Annotated in this window: 12 protein-coding genes and 1 pseudogene; 9 read left to right on the top strand and 4 right to left on the bottom strand. The window is 63.7% G+C overall.

All coding sequences use genetic code 11. The annotated features are described in order from the left end of the window. The first annotated feature begins 40 nt into the window (after positions 1-40). The 6 genes from AC07OP_RS24055 (at position 41) to AC07OP_RS24030 (ending at position 5983) form a co-directional block, all read left to right on the top strand. Positions 41-604: a TetR/AcrR family transcriptional regulator gene (locus AC07OP_RS24055; RefSeq protein WP_495102739.1), complete on the top strand. Its 564-nt coding sequence runs from the start codon at positions 41-43 to the stop codon at positions 602-604. Between the two features lie 202 nt (positions 605-806). Next, entirely contained in the window at positions 807-1862 is a 1056-nt protein-coding gene (locus tag AC07OP_RS24050) for an AMP-binding protein (RefSeq protein ID WP_495102738.1), read from the top strand. Positions 1863-1872: 10 nt separating this feature from the next. Continuing rightward, positions 1873-2649: an ABC transporter ATP-binding protein gene (locus AC07OP_RS24045; RefSeq protein ID WP_495102737.1), complete on the top strand. Its 777-nt coding sequence runs from the start codon at positions 1873-1875 to the stop codon at positions 2647-2649. Between the two features lie 2 nt (positions 2650-2651). Further along, the gene (locus AC07OP_RS24040; RefSeq protein WP_027608467.1) at positions 2652-3533 is read left to right on the top strand and encodes a branched-chain amino acid ABC transporter permease; all 882 of its coding nucleotides are present in this window, start codon (positions 2652-2654) and stop codon (positions 3531-3533) included. Between the two features lie 22 nt (positions 3534-3555). Continuing rightward, on the top strand, positions 3556-4623 hold the full coding sequence (locus tag AC07OP_RS24035; RefSeq protein WP_027608468.1) for a branched-chain amino acid ABC transporter permease: 1068 nt from the start codon (positions 3556-3558) through the stop codon (positions 4621-4623). 28 nt (positions 4624-4651) lie between these two features. Then, on the top strand, positions 4652-5983 hold the full coding sequence (locus tag AC07OP_RS24030; protein WP_092485010.1) for an ABC transporter substrate-binding protein: 1332 nt from the start codon (positions 4652-4654) through the stop codon (positions 5981-5983). Between the two features lie 132 nt (positions 5984-6115). Here the strand turns inward: AC07OP_RS24030 and nirD are convergent, their stop codons facing one another. Together nirD and nirB are read right to left on the bottom strand one after the other, a co-directional pair. Beyond that, the gene (gene nirD, locus AC07OP_RS24025; RefSeq protein WP_495102736.1) at positions 6116-6478 is read right to left on the bottom strand and encodes a nitrite reductase small subunit NirD; all 363 of its coding nucleotides are present in this window, start codon (positions 6476-6478) and stop codon (positions 6116-6118) included. Beyond that, the gene (nirB, locus tag AC07OP_RS24020; protein WP_495102735.1) at positions 6478-9021 is read right to left on the bottom strand and encodes a nitrite reductase large subunit NirB; all 2544 of its coding nucleotides are present in this window, start codon (positions 9019-9021) and stop codon (positions 6478-6480) included. The genes nirD and nirB overlap by 1 nt, the downstream gene beginning before the upstream one ends. Positions 9022-9714: 693 nt before the next feature. Between nirB and AC07OP_RS24015 the strand changes: the two genes are divergently transcribed. The 3 genes and pseudogenes from AC07OP_RS24015 (at position 9715) to AC07OP_RS24005 (ending at position 15812) form a co-directional block, all read left to right on the top strand. After that, the gene (locus tag AC07OP_RS24015; RefSeq protein WP_495102734.1) at positions 9715-13722 is read left to right on the top strand and encodes a bifunctional nitrate reductase/sulfite reductase flavoprotein subunit alpha; all 4008 of its coding nucleotides are present in this window, start codon (positions 9715-9717) and stop codon (positions 13720-13722) included. A gap of 137 nt (positions 13723-13859) precedes the next feature. Further along, positions 13860-14957: pseudogene (locus AC07OP_RS24010) on the top strand (cache domain-containing protein); the annotation flags it as partial. Between the two features lie 87 nt (positions 14958-15044). After that, positions 15045-15812, top strand: coding sequence for a methyl-accepting chemotaxis protein (locus AC07OP_RS24005; protein ID WP_408013604.1), 768 nt, complete (start codon positions 15045-15047; stop codon positions 15810-15812). Here AC07OP_RS24005 and AC07OP_RS24000 read toward each other — a convergent pair. Next, positions 15802-16596 carry an alpha/beta fold hydrolase gene (locus AC07OP_RS24000; RefSeq protein WP_115488356.1) on the bottom strand — a complete coding sequence of 265 codons (795 nt, stop codon included), beginning with the start codon at positions 16594-16596 and terminating at the stop codon, positions 15802-15804. The two genes, AC07OP_RS24005 and AC07OP_RS24000, sit on opposite strands and share 11 nt — an antisense overlap. 79 nt (positions 16597-16675) lie before the next feature. Further along, entirely contained in the window at positions 16676-17578 is a 903-nt protein-coding gene (locus AC07OP_RS23995; protein ID WP_065942089.1) for a LysR family transcriptional regulator, read from the bottom strand. Between the last annotated feature and the right edge of the window lie 5 nt (positions 17579-17583).

Raw genomic sequence — 17583 nt, 5'->3', positions numbered from 1 at the left:
GTAGAATTCGCCCCTCCCCCCACTGAAGAGCAATCCACACGTGAGTGAAAATGCCCGCGAAGCGATTCTGGAGGCCGCCAGACTCGCCGCTCAGCACTACGGCTACAGTGGCATCAACTTCCGCAGCATCGGCGAAACGGTGGGGATCAAGAACGCCAGTATCTATTACCACTTCCCGAGCAAAGCCGATCTTGGCGCAGCCGTCGCCAGGCGCTATTGGGAAGACGCTGCCAACGCCCTCGCGGCGATACGCAGTGAGAACCCGGATCCGCTGCAGTGCCTGCGTGCTTATCCGAGCATCTTTCGAAAATCACTCGAAGACGGCAACCGCTTGTGCCTCTCCAGCTTTATGGCGGCCGAATACAAGGACCTGCCCGAGCCGGTGAAGGAAGAGATACTGACGTTTGCCAATATCAACGTAGCCTGGCTGGCGGCGTTGCTTGCCGAGATCGAACCCGCCGGTGCAGAGGCCTGTGAGCGTCGCGCGCGTGCCATCTACACCGCCATTGCCGGCGCGCAGTTGATTGCCCGCACCCGGGCCGATCTCGGTTTGTACGACGAACTGGTCCAGAGTTATCGGGACGCGGGGCTTATCCCGGCGTGACAAGCTGGAGCCCTGTCGGCGACAGGTAGCGCTCCAGCAATGGCCCCATCGCTGTTGGCCCAACAACACTGCTTGGACAGCTTGTGCTGAATCAACACACGCCTCTTCCCCCAAAAATCCACATATCCCCTTGAAATAAAAGCATTTAATTCTCTGGCATGACGCGTGCAATCGCCTTCGCATACTGACGAAGGATACCCCCATGCCCCAGACACTGCCCCAGGCGCTGTTGCGCCAAGCCCACACCCGAGGCTCGGCGATTGCCTTGCGCTTCAAGCGCCTGGGCATCTGGCATGAGCGTAGCTGGAGCGCGGTGGCTGACGAGGTCAGCCAGCTCGCCGCAGCCCTGCATCAACGCCGCTTCGGGCCCGACGATAACCTGTTGATCCTCAGCCAGGCGCGCCCCGAAGCGTTGCTGCTGGCGCTGGCCGCGCAATGGCTGGGCGCCAGCGTTACGCTGCTGGACCCGGACCGCGACAACCGGGCGCTGCTGGCCGGGCTGCGACCGCGCTTCGTGCTCGTGCAAGACCTGGAAGCGCTGCAACAACTCAGTGAACGCGGGGTGGTGGTATTTCTTGACGGGCGTGGCCTGAGCCAGTTCGCAGACGTCGATTTGATCGACTATGCCGAGCTGCGTGCCGATGCACCGCCACCCGCCCACGCCCCGCAGCCGAGCGACACCGCCTTCGTCTTTCATGCCGACACGTCCCTGCACTTGACCCATGGGCAACTGCTCGCGGGCGGCCGGACGCTGGTCGACCGCGAACACCTCGGCGCCGACGACGAAGCCCTCGCCGCACGGGTGTTTGCCGCCAGCGGACAGGCACGCTACCTGCTCGCGCCCTGGCTGCACGCCGGCTTTCGGCTGAACTTCCCCGAGGCCCTCGCCACCCGCGACACCGACCGCCGCGAGCTGGGCCCGACCCTGGTGCTGGGCACCCGCGAATCCTATGGGCGCCTGGAGCAATGGGTGCGTGAACGCCTGCCACTGCCGGGCAGCTTCGGCCATCGTTTATACGACTGGGCCATGCAGCCGACCCCCTCCCCCGTGCGCCGCTGGCTGGGCCATTGGCTGGTGCGTCGGCCGTTGCTGGATGTGCTGGGCATGAGCCGCCTGCGCGTGCCCTTGCTGGTCGGGCCGCCACTGCATCCGGAAAGTGCCGCCTTCTTTGCGGCCCTGGGCATTCGTCCCGGCCATTGGCAAGAGCCGTCCACCCGCCACGAACCCAGCGACCACTTGCTGCCTCAATCTGCCTGACGAGCCTTTTATGCCCACACCCACTGAAGTGGTATTACTGCGGCTCGATGACATTTCCCTGTCGTTCAAGGGCATCAAGGCCATCACTTCCATCAGTTTCGAGGTCAAGGCCGGTGACATCTGTGGCCTGATCGGCCCCAACGGCGCGGGCAAAAGTTCGCTGCTCAATGTGATCAACGGGGTCTACCACCCCCAGGGCGGCAGCATCCACTACGCCGGCCAGACCCGGCGGCGCATGCGTGCGCACCAGGCGGCCGAAGGCGGGATTGCGCGGACTTTCCAGAATATTGCGCTGTTCAAGGGCATGAGCGTGCTCGACAACGTGCTTACCGGGCGCAACCTCAAGCGCCGCAGCAGTTGGCTGGAGCAGATGCTGCGCGTGGGCCGTGCGCCACGGGAGGACGACGCCCACCGCCTGCACGCGGAAAAGGTGATTGCCTTCCTGCAGATCCATCCCTGGCGCCACGTGCTGGTCGGCACCCTGCCCTATGGCCTGCAAAAACGTGTCGAACTGGCCCGCGCCCTGGCCGCCGAACCGACCCTGCTGTTGCTGGATGAACCCATGGCCGGCATGAACGCCCAGGAGAAAGCCCAGATGAGCCAGTTCATCCGCGACATCAACCGCGAGTTCGGCACCACCGTGGTGTTGATCGAGCACGACATCGGCGTGGTCATGGGCTTGTGCGACCACGTGGTGGTCCTCGACTACGGTCGCAAGATCGGCGACGGCACCCCGCAACAGGTGCGCGCCAACCCCGATGTCATCGCCGCCTACCTGGGGACCTGAGCATGGAATTTTTCTTCGAAGTGCTGATCGGCGGGCTGCTGGCGGGCGTGATGTATGCCTTGGTGGCGATTGGTTTTGTGCTGATCTACAAGGCCTCCGGCGTGTTCAACTTTGCCCAGGGCGCCATGGTGCTGTTCGCCGCGCTGACGTTTGTCAGCCTGTTGGAGCGCGGCTTCCCGTTTGCCTGGGCGTTCCTGATCACCCTGGCGAGCATGGTGGTGCTGGCGCTGCTGATCGAAAAAGTGGTGCTGCGGCCCTTGGTCAATCGTCCACCGATCATCCTGTTCATGGCCACCCTCGGGCTGTCCTACCTGATCGAAGGCTTTGCGCAGTTCCTGTGGGGTGCGCAGGTGCACGGGCTGGACCTGGGCATCGCCGACGAGCCGCTGGAAATCCGCGGCATGCTGCTTTCGCAATTCGACCTGTTTGCCGCCGGCACCGCCGCCGCGCTGGTGATCGTGCTGTCGCTGCTGTTCAACAAGACCCGGGTGGGCCTGTCGTTGCGTGCGGTGGCCGATGACCCGCTGGCGTCCATGGCCATCGGTATTCGCCTGCCGCGCATCTGGGCGTTGGTGTGGGCGGTGGCCGGGTTCGTCGGGCTGGTGGCCGGGTTGCTCTGGGGCGCACGCCTGGGGGTGCAGTTCTCGCTCTCGCTGGTGGTGCTCAAGGCGCTGCCGGTGCTGATCATCGGCGGGTTCTCGTCCATCGGCGGGGCGATTGTCGGCGGCTTGATCATCGGTGCGGCGGAGAAAGTCGCCGAGATCTACCTCGGCCCGATCATCGGCAGCGGCATCGAGAACTGGGTGCCCTACGTCCTCGCGTTGCTGTTCCTGCTGGTGCGGCCTGCCGGGTTGTTCGGCGAGCGCGCCATCGAACGGGTTTGATTGTCCTTGGGGAAATGCCTGCATGTTGTATCAAGAAGTCGGTCAAATCAGTACCTCCTACGCGGCCGAGCGCCGCACCTTTCGCCTGCGCCAGGACCGCGTCGCGCTGTGGCTGCTGCTGGGCGTGGCGTTCTTTGCGGTGCCCTGGCTGGGCAATGACTACTGGTTCAGCGCGATCCTGGTGCCGCTGCTGGTGCTGTCGCTGGCCGGGCTGGGGCTCAACCTGCTGACGGGCTACGCCGGGCAACTCTCCCTGGGTTCGGCGGCGTTCATGGCGGTGGGCGCGTTTGCCGCCTACAACCTGCAGTTGCGGGTGCCCGGACTGCCGCTGCTGGTGAGCTTTGCCCTGGGTGGCGTGATCGCCGCCGCGGTGGCGGTGTTCTTCGGCTTGCCGAGCCTGCGCATCAAGGGCTTTTACCTGCTGGTGGCGACCCTGGCCGCGCAGTTCGTGGTGGAGTGGGTGCTCACCCGCTTCAGCTGGTTTACCAACGACAACGCCTCGGGCGTGATCACCTCACCGCCGCTGCTGATTGCCGGGCTGGATTTCAGCTCACCGCGCGGCCGCTACGTGCTGACGCTGGCCGTGGTGGTGACGCTGTTCTGGCTGGGCAAGAACCTGGTGCGCAGCGAACTGGGCCGCAACTGGATGGCGGTGCGCGACATGGACACCGCCGCTGCCGTCATCGGCATTCGCCTGTTGAAGGCCAAGCTGCTGGCGTTTGCCATCAGCGGCTTCTACCTGGGCATCGCCGGTTCACTGTGGGCGTTCGCCTACCTGGGCACGGTGGAGCCCCACGGCTTTGACCTGAGCCGCTCGTTCCAGGTGCTGTTCATCATCATTATCGGCGGCCTGGGCAGCGTGCTCGGCAACGTCCTTGGCGCGGCATTCATCGTGTTGTTCCCGATCCTGTTGGCCAATCTCTTCGCGCTGTTGCCCGCTGGACTGATGGATGCCGGACAGCTGGAGAACATCCAGAAGATGCTGTTTGGCGCGCTGATCATCGCGTTTTTGATCAAGGAACCGGAGGGGCTGGCCCGTCTGTGGCAGCGCTTTCGTCAACGGGCCAGGGTTTGGCCGCTGCGTTACTGAACTCAATAACCCCCCAGGAATGACCTCCATGACACACCGCTTATCGCTGCGCCGCCTGGCCTTGGGCCTGGCCCTGATCACCGCCGGGCTCACGGCCGGCGCCCAGGCTGCCAACGAACAATACTTCCCGTTGCAGAGCTACCGGGTCGGTCCGTACGCCGCCGGTGGCACCGGTTTTTTCGGCGGCTTTATCGACTACCTGCAATACATCAATGCCAAGGGCGGGGTGAACGGCGTCAAGCTGACCTGGAGCGAATGCGAGACCGAGTACGTGGTGGAAAAAGGCGTTGAATGCTATGAGCGCCTCAAGGGTGGGCTCAACGGTGCACCGGCCGCCGCCACCAACCCGCTGTCAGTCGGCATCGCCTATGCCACCCTGGACCGCTCCACCGCCGACAAGCTGCCGCTGATCACCATCAACCATGGCCGCACCGACTCTACCGATGGCAGCGTGTTCCCCTACGTGTTCCCGCTGCAGCTCAACCCGTATTCGGAAGTCTCGGCGATCATCAACTACATCGGCCAACGCGAAGGCGGCGCCGACAAGCTCAAAGGCAAGAAAATCGCCGTGCTCTACCACGGCTCGCCCTACGGCAAGGAAACCAATGGCGTGCTCGAAACCCTGGCGAAAAACGCCGGCTTCGAACTGACCCTGCTGGAAGTGCCGCACCCCGGCAACGAGCAGCAATCGCAGTGGCTGAACATCCGGCGCCTCAAGCCCGACTGGGTGATCCTGCGCGGCTGGGGTGTGATGAACCCGGTGGCGCTCAAGTCCGCGCAGAAAGTCGGCTACCCGGCCGATCACATCATCGGCAATATCTGGAGCAACTCCGAAGAAGACGTGGTACCGGCCGGTGCCGCCGCCAAAGGCTTTATCTCGATCACCACCCATCCGTCGGGCACCGACTTCCCGGTGCTGCAAGGCATCCAGCAAAGCGTGGTAGACGCCGGCAAGGGCAACCTGGCCGACCCCAAGCGTTTCGGCACCGTGTATTACAACCTGGGCGTGGTCAACGGCATTCTCAACGTCGAAGCCCTGCGCCTGGCCCAGGAAAAATACGGGCAAAAACCACTGACCGGCGAGCAGGTACGCTGGGGCTTCGAACACCTGAACCTCGATGACGCACGCCTGCAGGCGCTGGGCGCCAAGGGCCTGGTGCAACCGCTGAAACTCTCCTGCGCCGACCACGAAGGCGGCGGCGCCGTGCGCTTCCAGCAATGGGATGGCCAACGCTGGAACCTGATCAGCGACTGGGTACAAGCCGACCGCGCCTTGTTGCGGCCGATCATCGAAGCCTCTGCGGCGCAGTACGCCAAGGAGAAAGGCATCACTCCACGAGATTGCAGCAAAGAGCAGTAAAACGACCCAACTGTGGGAGGGGGCTTGCTCCCGATGGCGGTGGGTCAGCTAGTGAATCTGTTAGCTGACACACTGCTATCGGGAGCAAGTCGAATCGTCGCACCGCCCCTCCCACATTCAGACCGAGGTGTGTCAGCCCATGCCTATTTCCACCACGCCATCGTTCAACCGCACCGGCCATACCCGCAAGCGCTGGTGCGGTGCCTCCAGGCATTGGCCGTCGTGCAAACGGTAATGCTGCTTGTAGATCGGCGCGGCCACCACCAGGTCGCCCTTGATGCTGCCGACCAGCCCGCGTCCGATCACATTCGCGCCGGATTCGGGGTCGTGGTTGTCGATGGCGTACAGCGTCTGGTCCTGGGCGCCAGGCAGGTAGAACAGCGCGACTTGGGCGCCATCGAGCCACACCACGACGCCGGAATTACTCACCAGGTCGGTCTCTTTGCACACGCTTTTCCAGGTGGCCAGGTTGCGCTGCGTGTTGGACTGGCTCATCAGGCAAGCTCCTCGGTGACGGCAATCAGGTTGAGTTCGGCGGCCATGATCGGCCGACGCTGGCCGCGTTCCTGGACAAAGTGGATGTCCGGGTCGGGGCGTTTGTCGTTGACGAAGGTGCGGAAGCGCTTGAGTTTTTCCGGGTCCTTGAGGGCGTTGGCCCACTCGCATTCATAGCGGTCGACCACCCGTTGCATTTGCGCTTCAAGCTCGGCGCCCAGGCCCAGGCTGTCGTGCAGGATCACGTCCTTGAGGAAATCCAGGCCGCCTTCCAGGCTTTCGCGCCAGACCGAGGTGCGTTGCAATTTGTCGGCGGTGCGGATGTAGAACATCAAAAAGCGGTCGATGTACTGGATCAGCGTGGCGTCATCCAGGTCGGTGGCGAACAGTTCAGCGTGGCGTGGGCGCATGCCGCCGTTACCGGCGATGTACAGGTTCCAGCCCTTCTCGGTGGCGATCACGCCCACGTCCTTGCTCTGCGCCTCGGCGCATTCACGGGTGCAGCCGGACACCGCGAACTTGAGTTTGTGCGGCGAGCGCAGGCCCTTGTAGCGATCTTCGATCAGCAGCGCCATTTTCACGCTGTCCTGCACGCCGTAGCGGCACCAGGTGCTGCCGACGCAGGACTTCACCGTGCGCGTGGATTTGCCGTAGGCGTGGCCGGTTTCAAACCCGGCCGCGATCAGCTCGGCCCAGATGTCCGGCAGCTCGTGCAGTTGCGCGCCAAACAGGTCGATGCGCTGGCCGCCGGTGATCTTGGTGTAGAGGTCGTATTTCTTCGCCACTTCGCCAATCACGATCAGCTTGTCGGCAGTGATCTCGCCGCCGGGAATACGCGGCACCACCGAGTAGGTGCCGTTCTTTTGCATGTTGGCCATGAAGGTATCGTTGGTGTCCTGCAACGGCACCAGGGACGCGTCCATGATCGGCTGGTTCCAGCACGAGGCCAGGATCGACCCCACCGCCGGTTTGCACACGTCACAGCCGATGTGGCCACGGCCATGCTTGGCCAGCAGTTCTTCAAACGTGGTCACCCCTTCCACGCGCACCAGGGCATACAACTCCTGGCGGGTGTAGGCGAAGTGTTCGCACAGGCTCTTGTCGACGCTGACGCCACGGGCAATCAGCTCGTGCTCGAACACCTGCTTGAGCAACCCGGCACACCCACCGCAACCGGTGCAGGCCTTGGTCTGCGACTTGAGCAGGCCGAGGTCGCTGCACCCGGCGTCGATGGCCGAGCAGATCGCGCCCTTGTTGACGTTGTGGCACGAGCACACCGTGGCCGAGTCCGGCAAGGCGCCTGGGCCGAGGGTCGGTGCGCCGCTGGACGATGGCAGGATCAGGCTGGCCGGTTCGGCCGGCAGCGCGATGCTGTTCTGCATGTATTGCAGCAAGGTGTCGTAGTATCTGTTGTCGCCGACCAGCACCGCGCCGATCACGTGTTTGCCGCTCGCATCCACCACCAGGCGCCGATAGCTGGCAGTCGCCTCGTCGATGAACTGGTAGCTGCGCGCACCCGGTGTATGGGCGTGGGCGTCGCCGATGGAGCCCACGTCCACGCCCAGCAACTTGAGCTTGGTGGACATGTCGGCGCCGACAAAGGGCTCGGCGCTGTGCTCGCATAACAGCGCGGCGACGCCACGGGCCATCTGGTAACCCGGCGCAACCAGGCCGAACAGGCTGCCGTTCCAGGAAGCGCATTCGCCAATTGCGTAGATGTGGGGATCGCAGCTCAAGCACTCATCGTTGATCACCACGCCGCCGCGCGGGCCAATGTCCAGGCCGGCCTGGCGGGCCAGTGCATCCTGGGCGCGGATCCCGGCGGAGAACACAATCAGGTCAGTCTCAAGGAATTCGTCATTGGCAAAGTTCATGCGATAGCGGTACTGCTCGCCGGCGCTGATCGACTGGGTGGCGCGGGACAGATGCACACCGACGCCCAGCCGCTCGATCTGGGCCTTGAGGGCCAGGCCGCCAAAATCATCCAGCTGCACCGGCATCAAGCGCGGCGCGAACTCCACCACATGGGCTTCCAGGCCCAGGCTTTTCAGGGCGTTGGCGGCTTCCAGGCCGAGCAGGCCACCGCCCACCACCACACCACGGCGGGCATTGGCGGCAGCGGTGCGAATGGCGTCGAGGTCTTCGAGGGTGCGATACACCAGGCGCGAGTCGCCTTCGGCGCCCTCGATCGGCGGCACGAACGGATAGGAACCGGTGGCCAGCACCAGCTTGTCGTAGCCCACGCAGCCCTGGGCGGTGATCACTTCACAGCGTTCGCGGTCGATCTCCAGCACCGGTACACCCAGGTGCAGGGTCACACCCGGTGTCTGGTACAAAGCGGCGTCGGACAACGCCAGGGACTCGGCATCGCGGCCGGTGAAATACTCGGAAAGATGCACGCGGTCATAGGCACGCATCGGCTCTTCGCTGAACACGTGCAACCGGTAGTGATCCAGCGCGCCGCGTTCGATCAATTGCTCCACGCAATGGTGGCCGACCATGCCATTGCCGACGACGATCAGGGTTTTCATCTGTTTGTTCATAGCAAGCACCCGACAACGTTCATCACGGTTTAAAAAGCAAAAAAAAACGCCTGAAACCTTGCGGTTCCAGGCGCCTTTGCCTGTTCTTATGCGGGATCGGATCGGCGACTGCGCCGGATCTACCGCTTTATACCCCTGTTGTCGATCGTCGTTGACCGAGATGGGTTGAGGGGGAGCTTGCAGGGTCTGTGCCAATTGGTCGCGAGCCTTACTGCGACACCTTCTAGCGGTACTCATCGAATCTGAATGCACACTTCAGCGCCTCCAACTGGTGCATCCCGCGACAAAAAAGTGCATTCCCGGATAAAAATCAAAGGGTCACGGAAGAGCGGGCTTATTGTGGTGAGCGGGCTTGCTGTGGTGAGCGGGCTTGCCCCGCGCTGGGCTGCGCAGCAGCCCTAAACCCAGGCACCTCAGTCCTTACAGGAAGTAAGCAGCGGCAGTGATGGGGCGGCTTCGCCACCCAGCGCGGGGCAAGCCCGCTCACCACAGTAATCCCGCTCACCACAACAAGCTGGCTTGCCACAATTTGCCCGTGCTTAAGAAATTGGCGCGTGACTTGCTAGGAACACACACAGAGCAGTCAACGCTGATTGCCCATTCACGACAAAGGCGCCGTGCAATCCCCGTTTCCAACGGAGGGTTGCAGGGCGCTTTTTTGTTGGCGGGCAGAAAAAGTTTCGAGGGTGACGGATGGCAAACCAAAGCGTACGCAGTGTGTGTCCCTATTGTGGTGTGGGCTGCGGCATCATCATGCAGGTCGAGCACAATAAGGTGGTCAAGGTCATCGGTGACAAGGCCCACCCCACCAACTTCGGCCGCCTGTGCACCAAAGGCACCACCTGCGGGCAGGCCATCGCCGAGTCCGGGCGGATGGAGAACGCCTACCTGCGCGAGAAGCGTGACCACGACCCGGTGCGCATCGCCATGGACACCGCCATCAGCGAAACCGCCGGGCGCCTGCGCGGCATCCTTGACAGCCACGGGCCGGATGCCCTGTCCTTTTATGTGTCCGGGCAAATGTCCCTGGAGGCCCAGTACCTGATCAATAAACTGGCCAAGGGCTTTGTGCGCACCAACAACGTCGAGTCCAACTCGCGGCTGTGCATGGCCAGCGCCGGCAGCGGCTACAAGCTGTCCCTGGGCTCCGACGGGCCGCCGGGCTCCTATGAAGACTTCGACCGCGCCGATCTGTTCTTCGTGATCGGCGCCAATATGGCCGACTGTCACCCGATCCTGTTCCTGCGCATGATGGACCGGGTCAAGGCCGGGGCGAAGATGATCGTGGTCGACCCACGGCGCAGTGCCACGGCGGACAAGGCCGGCCTGTACCTGCCGATCAAACCCGGCACCGACCTCGCCCTGCTCAATGGCCTGTTGCACCTGCTGGTCAAGAACGGCCACACCGACCCCGCGTTCATTGCCGCGTTCACCGAGGGCTGGGAGGCCATGCCCGGCTTTCTCGAGGACTACCCGCCGCACACGGTCGCCGAGATCACCGGCCTGGCCGAAGCGGATATCCGCCAGGCCGCCGACTGGATAGGCGCCGCTGCCGAGTGGATGAGCTGCTGGACCATGGGCCTCAACCAAAGCACCCACGGCACCTGGAACACCAACGCCCTGTGCAACCTGCACCTGGCCACCGGCGCCATCTGCCGCCCCGGCAGCGGGCCGTTTTCCCTCACCGGCCAACCCAACGCCATGGGCGGCCGTGAGATGGGCTACATGGGCCCGGGCCTGCCGGGGCAGCGCTCGGTGCTGGTGGAAGCCGACCGCGCATTTATCGAAGATCTCTGGCAGATCCCCCCAGGCAGCCTGCCGCGCCGGGTCGGCGGCGGCACCGTGGCGCTGTTCGAACAGATGAGCGCCGGGCAGATCAAGGCCTGCTGGATCATCTGCACCAACCCGGTGGCCAGCGCGCCCAATCGCCGCAAGGTCATCGAAGGCCTGCAAGCCGCCGAACTGGTGATCACCCAGGACGCCTTCCTCGACACCGAGACCAACCGCTACGCCGACATCCTGCTGCCCGGCGCGCTGTGGGCCGAGGCCGAAGGGGTGATGATCAACTCCGAGCGCAACCTGACCCTGATGCAAAAAGCCGTCGAACCACCGGGCCAGACCTTGCCCGACTGGCAGATCATCGCCAGGGTCGCTTGCGAGATGGGCTTTGTCGAAGCCTTCACCTATGCCAGCGCCGCCGAGGTCTTCGACGAGATCAAGCGCGCCTGGAACCCCAAGACCGGCTATGACATTCGCGGCGCCAGCCATCAACGGCTGCGCGCGCAACCGCTGCAATGGCCCTGCGCTTCAGACGCCGGCGCGGACCGCAACCCGATCCGCTACCTGAATACAGGCACGCTCAGATTCGCCACCGACAACGGCAAGGGCCAGTTCCTGGCGCGCCCACATATGCCGCCGGCGGAGATGCCGGATGAGGCCTTCCCTTTCGTGCTCAACACCGGGCGTTTGCAGCACCAGTGGCATACCCTGACCAAGACCGGCAAGGTCGCCACCCTGAACAAACTCAACCCCGGCCCCTTCGTCGAACTGCACCCCGAAGACGCCGCCAGCCTGGGCATCCAGGACAAGGACCGCGTGGAGGTGCGCTCCCAGCGCGGGCGTGCCGTACTGCCTGCGGTGGTCACCGACCGCGTGCGGCCGGGCAACTGTTTTGCGCCTTTCCACTGGAACGATGTATTTGGCGAAAACCTGGCGATCAACGCGGTGACCAACGACGCGGTCGATCCGATTTCCCTGCAACCCGAGTTCAAGTTCTGTGCCGTCGCCCTGGCCCGGGTCGAGTTGATCGATCACCAGTTTCTCGATGGGCCGGTCTCGCAAGACCTGCCCCCCTTAGCAGAGGACCTCACCCTGTCGCGCCTCGACGCCTTCGCCGATATTGCCGGCCTCCGTAACGTGCCAGCGCCGCCACTGAGCGACAGCGAGCGTACTTACCTGGCAGGTTTCCTCAGCGGTCTGCGCTCCGACGCCGGGCGCCTGGCAGCCGGTGTGCCGGTGATGCCAACCCATGCGCCGCTGACCAAGGATTCCCGACTGTGGCTGGACGGTTTGCTCGGCGGATTGTTCAGCCGCGCAGAAGCCAGCGCCGTCGCCGCAACGCCCTCCCCGGCCGTCACCCTGTTATGGGCCTCCCAGACCGGCAACGCCGAAGCCCTCGCCGAGCGATTCGCCAAGCGCCTGCGCGACGCCGGTATCAGCGTCGAGCTCAGCGCGATGGCGGATTTCCCGGCCAGCAAACTGGCGAACACGCAAAACCTGGCGCTGATCAGCAGTACCTTCGGCGACGGCGACCCGCCGGACAATGGCGAAGGCTTCTGGCACAGCCTCAGCACCGCCGAGATGCGCCTGGAGTCGCTGCGCTTTGCGGTACTGGCCCTGGGCGATCCGAATTACGACCAGTTCTGCAAGCACGGCAAACGCCTTGACCAGCGCCTGCTGGAGCTGGGCGCGACCCGCCTGCTGGAGCGCGTGGATTGCGACACCGAATTCGAAGAGCGCGCCGATGCGTGGCTGGCCCGATTCCAACAGACCCTCCACCCGGCAAAGCCCGTAGCCCCGGTAACACCCGCCACACCGGCCGGCAAAACCAAGCTGCATGGCTCACGGCTGCTGCTCAACCGGCACCTGAACCCGCAGAGCACCCACAAGGAAACCCGCCAGTTCGCCCTGGACCTGACCGACTCCGGGCTGAGCTATGAAGCCGGTGATGCCCTGGGAGTGATGCCGCGCAACTGCCCGGAACTGGTCAGCGAACTGCTCGACCTGACGCGCCTGGATGCCAGTGCCTGCGTGAACATCGACACCTTCGGCGATGTACCGCTGCACCAGGCATTGACCCAGCGTTTCGAAATCGCCCGCCCCAGCAGCGACACCCTGGCCTTTATCGCCGAGCGCAGTGCCAACCCAGGCCTTAAGCGCCTGCTGAGCCCCGAGCACAAGACCGAACTGCAGGCTTGGCTGTGGGGCCGGCAATTGGTGGATGTGCTGCACGCGTACCCCATCGATTGCTCGGCGGACGAACTGCTCGGCACCCTCAAGCGCCTGCAACCACGTTTGTATTCAATCGCCTCCAGCGCCAAGGCCTACCCACAGGAAGTGCACCTCACCGTGGCCGCCGTGCGTTATGGCAAGCGCAAGGGCGTGTCCTCGACCTTCCTCGCCGACCGCGCCGCAGACAGCGAGGTGCCGTTGTTCGTGCAGCCGTCCAAACACTTCCGCACACCGGCCGACGGCGACGTGCCGATGATCATGATCGGCCCCGGCACCGGTGTGGCGCCGTTCCGCGCGTTTTTGCAGGAACGTCGGGCCCAGGGGCACCAGGGCCGCAACTGGCTGTTCTTTGGCGAGCAGCACGCGGCCAGCGACTTCTATTACCAGGATGAACTGCAAGGCATGCAGCGCGACGGCCTGCTCACCCACCTGAGCCTGGCGTTCTCCCGCGACCAGGCGCAAAAGATCTACGTACAGGACCGCATCCACGAACAGGGGGCCGAGCTGTGGCGCTGGTTGCAGGACGGCGCCAGGCTGTATATCTGCGGGGACGCCAGCCATATGGCCAAGGACGTCGACCAGGCGTTGCGCCAGGTCGCGCAAACCCACGGCGGGCTTGGCGTTGAGGGCGCAGTGGAGTACTGGCGCCAGTTGAGCGAACAGAAGCGTTACCTGCGTGATGTCTACTGATTGGATACAGAACAATAAGCACTTTGTATTGTGTACAAAAAACCCTAAAGATTTACCGGCACCGGGCCGAAACAGCGGTGATAGCAAATCGCCGCGCTGTTTTTCCTGAGCGGACGATTTGACCACCCTCTGCGCTGATGGTCGTCTCGATGAAAATAAAAAATAAGCTGGTGCTTGCATTTGTCTCTGTGGCGTTTATTCCGGTAAGCCTGGTGGCCGTGATCTCCGTGATGAACACACGGACCCAGGCGGTGGATCAGTTTATCGATGGCAGCACCCGGGAAATCCGCCAGATCGATGGCAATATCCGCCAGTTCTTCGACGGCACACTGCAGAACGTCGATCAAATGGCCACCGATCCTGTATACACCGCCGTGGACTCTCTGAAGAATTACCAGCCTGCCGATGCAGCCAGCCAGCCGATGCCGGCGGCGGCGCAGGATGTGATCAAGCGCTTTGCACGCTTCGGCGCCACGCACCCGGCCGCCGCGATCCTGTCCATCGGCCTGGAAGACGGTACCTACGCCAAATGGCCGGATGACCCGCAGCTGGCCAAGTACGACCCACGCACGCGCCCCTGGTACAAGGCCGCGATGGCCAGCCCCGGCAAGACCGTGCGCACGCCGGCTTACTACTACGACAAAGACGATGTGGCGCTGGTGGGCACTGCCCGGGCGTTGCTGGATAACGCCGGCAAGGCCAAGGGCGTGTTCGTGGTCAGCGTGTCGCTGAAGAACCTCACCGAACTGGTCAAGAGCATCAAACTCGGCGAAAGCGGCTACGTGATGCTGATCGAAGACGGCGTGGTGCTGGTCGACCCGCGCGACGCCGCCCACAGCTTCAAGCCGCTCAAGGACCTGGGCGCCGCCTATGCGCACCTGGCCGAGACGTCCCAGGGTTCTACCGAGGTGGAAATCAACGGCGTGCGCTACATGGCCAACGTGTGGACCTCTCCCGGCCTGGGCTGGCGCTATATCGGCCTGATCGAGCACCGCGAAGTCATGGCCGAAGCCACGCGCATGACCTACCTCACAGCGGTCATCGTCGGCGTGCTGGTGCTGATCTTCGGCGTGCTTGCGGCGGCGTTTTCCAAGGTGATCGTCAAGCCCATCGGCCAGGTCAGCAGCGGCTTGCAGTCGATCGCAGAGGGCGAAGGCGACCTGCGTCACGCACTGCAGGTGCAGGGCAAGGATGAAACCGCTGAACTCGCCGGCTGGTTCAACAAGTTCCTTGCCGCGATTCGCCAATTGATCCAGCACATCGGTGCCGCCTCGGCCAATTTGCACAACGCCTCCAAGGTCAACAGCGAAGTGGCGCACAACATGAACGAAGCCGCCGGGCGCCAGCGCGAGGCGGTGGAACTGGTGTCCACCGCGTTCAACGAAATGGTCGCCACCGCCAACGAAGTCGCGCGGTCCTGCAGCAGTGCGGCAGAGTCGGCGGAGAACGGCCATCGCCGCGTGGCCGAGGGCAAGCAACAGATCGAAGTCACCACCGATAACGTCAACCGCCTGGGCCGCCGATTGACCGAGTCGTCCGACGCCATGGTCGAACTCGAAGCCGGCAGCCGCAGCATCAACCAGATCATCGGCACCATCCGTGCGATTGCCGAACAGACCAACCTGCTGGCCCTCAACGCCGCCATCGAGGCCGCCCGTGCCGGTGACCAGGGCCGTGGTTTTGCCGTGGTCGCCGACGAGGTGCGCGCGTTGGCCAAGCGCACCTCCGACTCCACCGGCGAGATCGAGCAGCTGCTCGGCACCCTGGAAAACAAGACCCAGGAAGTCACGCAAAAAATGGGCAGTTGCCTGGACCTGTCACGGGCCAGTGTGTCGTCCATCGAAAGCGCACGGGACAGCTTTGAAGGCATCCAGTTGTCAGTCAACGAGATCCGTGACCAGAACCTGCAAATCTCCGCCGCCGCCGAGGAGCAACACAGCGTGGCCGAAGAGATCAACCGGCATATCCAGCAGATCTACGACGAGGCGCGGCTGGTGGAAAGCCTGGCCAACTCGGCGCAGGACGACTCGGGGCGCCTGTCGAATCTGTCGGATGAGTTGAATGGCCTGGTGGGGCGCTTCAAGTCCTGATGAATGCCGCGATCTGTTGCCACATCGCCCGTGGGTTGGAATACATCGGGAAGTGCCCGCACGCGGCAATGGGCGCCAGGCGCACGCCGTTGGCCTGGATGTGCGGCAGGTAGGACAGCCCGGCGTTCTGCTCGCCGTACATGAACAGCTTCGGGCATGGCAGGCCGAGGAACTTGTCCATCAGGTCGGCGTTATCGGAAAGCGTCACCATCGACTGGAATATCCCGCGCACCGCACCGGCGCGGACCTTGTGGCGCAGGCTCGCTGAATACAGGGCGCTGGCATACGCCGGCGCCTGGCGGGTGCGTTCGATGAAGGCACTGAAAAACGCTTCGGGATCCTGCGCCGGGTAGTCGACAATCTGGCGGCTGAGAAAGCAGTCTTCCGCAGCGATATTGCCTTCGATATCGGTGAAGCTCAGGACACGGCCAGGGAAACGGTGCGCCAGCAGCAAGGCCGTCAACCCGCCCATGGAGTGGCCGACCAGGTGGAAACGTTCGATCTGGAAGTGCTCCAGCACCTGCAAGGCGGTTTCGAGCAGGAACGGGATGCTGATTGCCCCCAGGTCGGCGCATTCACTTTCGCCACAGCCGGGCGCGTCATACGCAACAAAGGGATGCCCGTCGAAAGCCGGGTGCAGGACGATATCGGCGTAGTCTTCCTTGGTGGAGCCAAAGCCGTGCAGGAACAGGATCGGCGCGTGCTCACCGGAGCGATACAGGGCGGCGATATCCAGCGATACGCCATCTACCGTCAGCGGCAGACGGGTGTGAGTGAACGACATGGCGAGGGCTCCTTGAACACAAAGGCGGCCAATTTCAAGGGTTTCCCTACGCGTGTAAATGACCGATTGCAGAACGTTTTCATACGCCAATCGTATGAGCCTGGAATTGTGCGACCAGTTCTGTGACTAGCGGGTTTGGCCTTTGCGAGTTCCAGGCGACCGCCGTCGTCACGACGTTGAGTTTCTGGGTCAAGGCCCGCAGCACCACGTTATCCGGCGCGAGTTTTTTCAACGAAGCCGGCACCAGCGCAATCCCCTGGCCGCAGCTGACAAAGGCAATCTGCGAGGCCACCGAGCGCACCTCATGCAGCACCCGCGGCGAGAACCCGCTGGCGCGGCAGGTGGCGATCAGGTTGTCGAAATACACCGGGCTGACCTTGCGCGAAAACATCACCAAAGGCTCGCTGGCCAGGCTCGCCAGGCTGATGCGCGTGCGCGACGCCAGCGGGTGATCGCTGGGCAGCGCCACCATCAGGCGGTCCTCGCGCAACGGCAAGGACTGGATCGCCGGGCCGAGGTCGCCGTCCAATCGCGCAAACGCCAGGTCGATATCCCCCGCCTCCAGCGCCGGTACCGCCTCCACGCTGTCGATCTCGCGCACCGATACGGTGAGCTGGGGGTATCGCTGCTTGAGCAGGTCGATCAAGCCAGGCAACACATCAAACATCGCCGTGGAAATCGCGCCAATGGTGAGCATGCCCGACTGCCCCGCCACCGCCTCCTCCACCGCCAGCTCCAGGCGCTCCAACTGTTCGGCGAACTTGCGCACCGCCGGGAGGATCGCCGCACCCACCGGCGTCAACTTGGCGCCCCGCCGCGAACGCTCGAACAACGTGACCTTGAGTGCCTGCTCCAGCACCTGGATCTGCTCGCTCAACGGCGGCTGCGACATGCCCAGGCGCTTGGCGGCACGGCCGAAGTTCTGTTCTTCGGCCACGGCGAGGAACAGCCAGAGGTGGCGAATAAGGCGGAAGTTGATCATGGGGA

Source organism: Pseudomonas sp. GW821-FHT09D08 (assembly GCF_059416305.1).
This window is presented reverse-complemented; position numbering and strand designations above follow the sequence as displayed.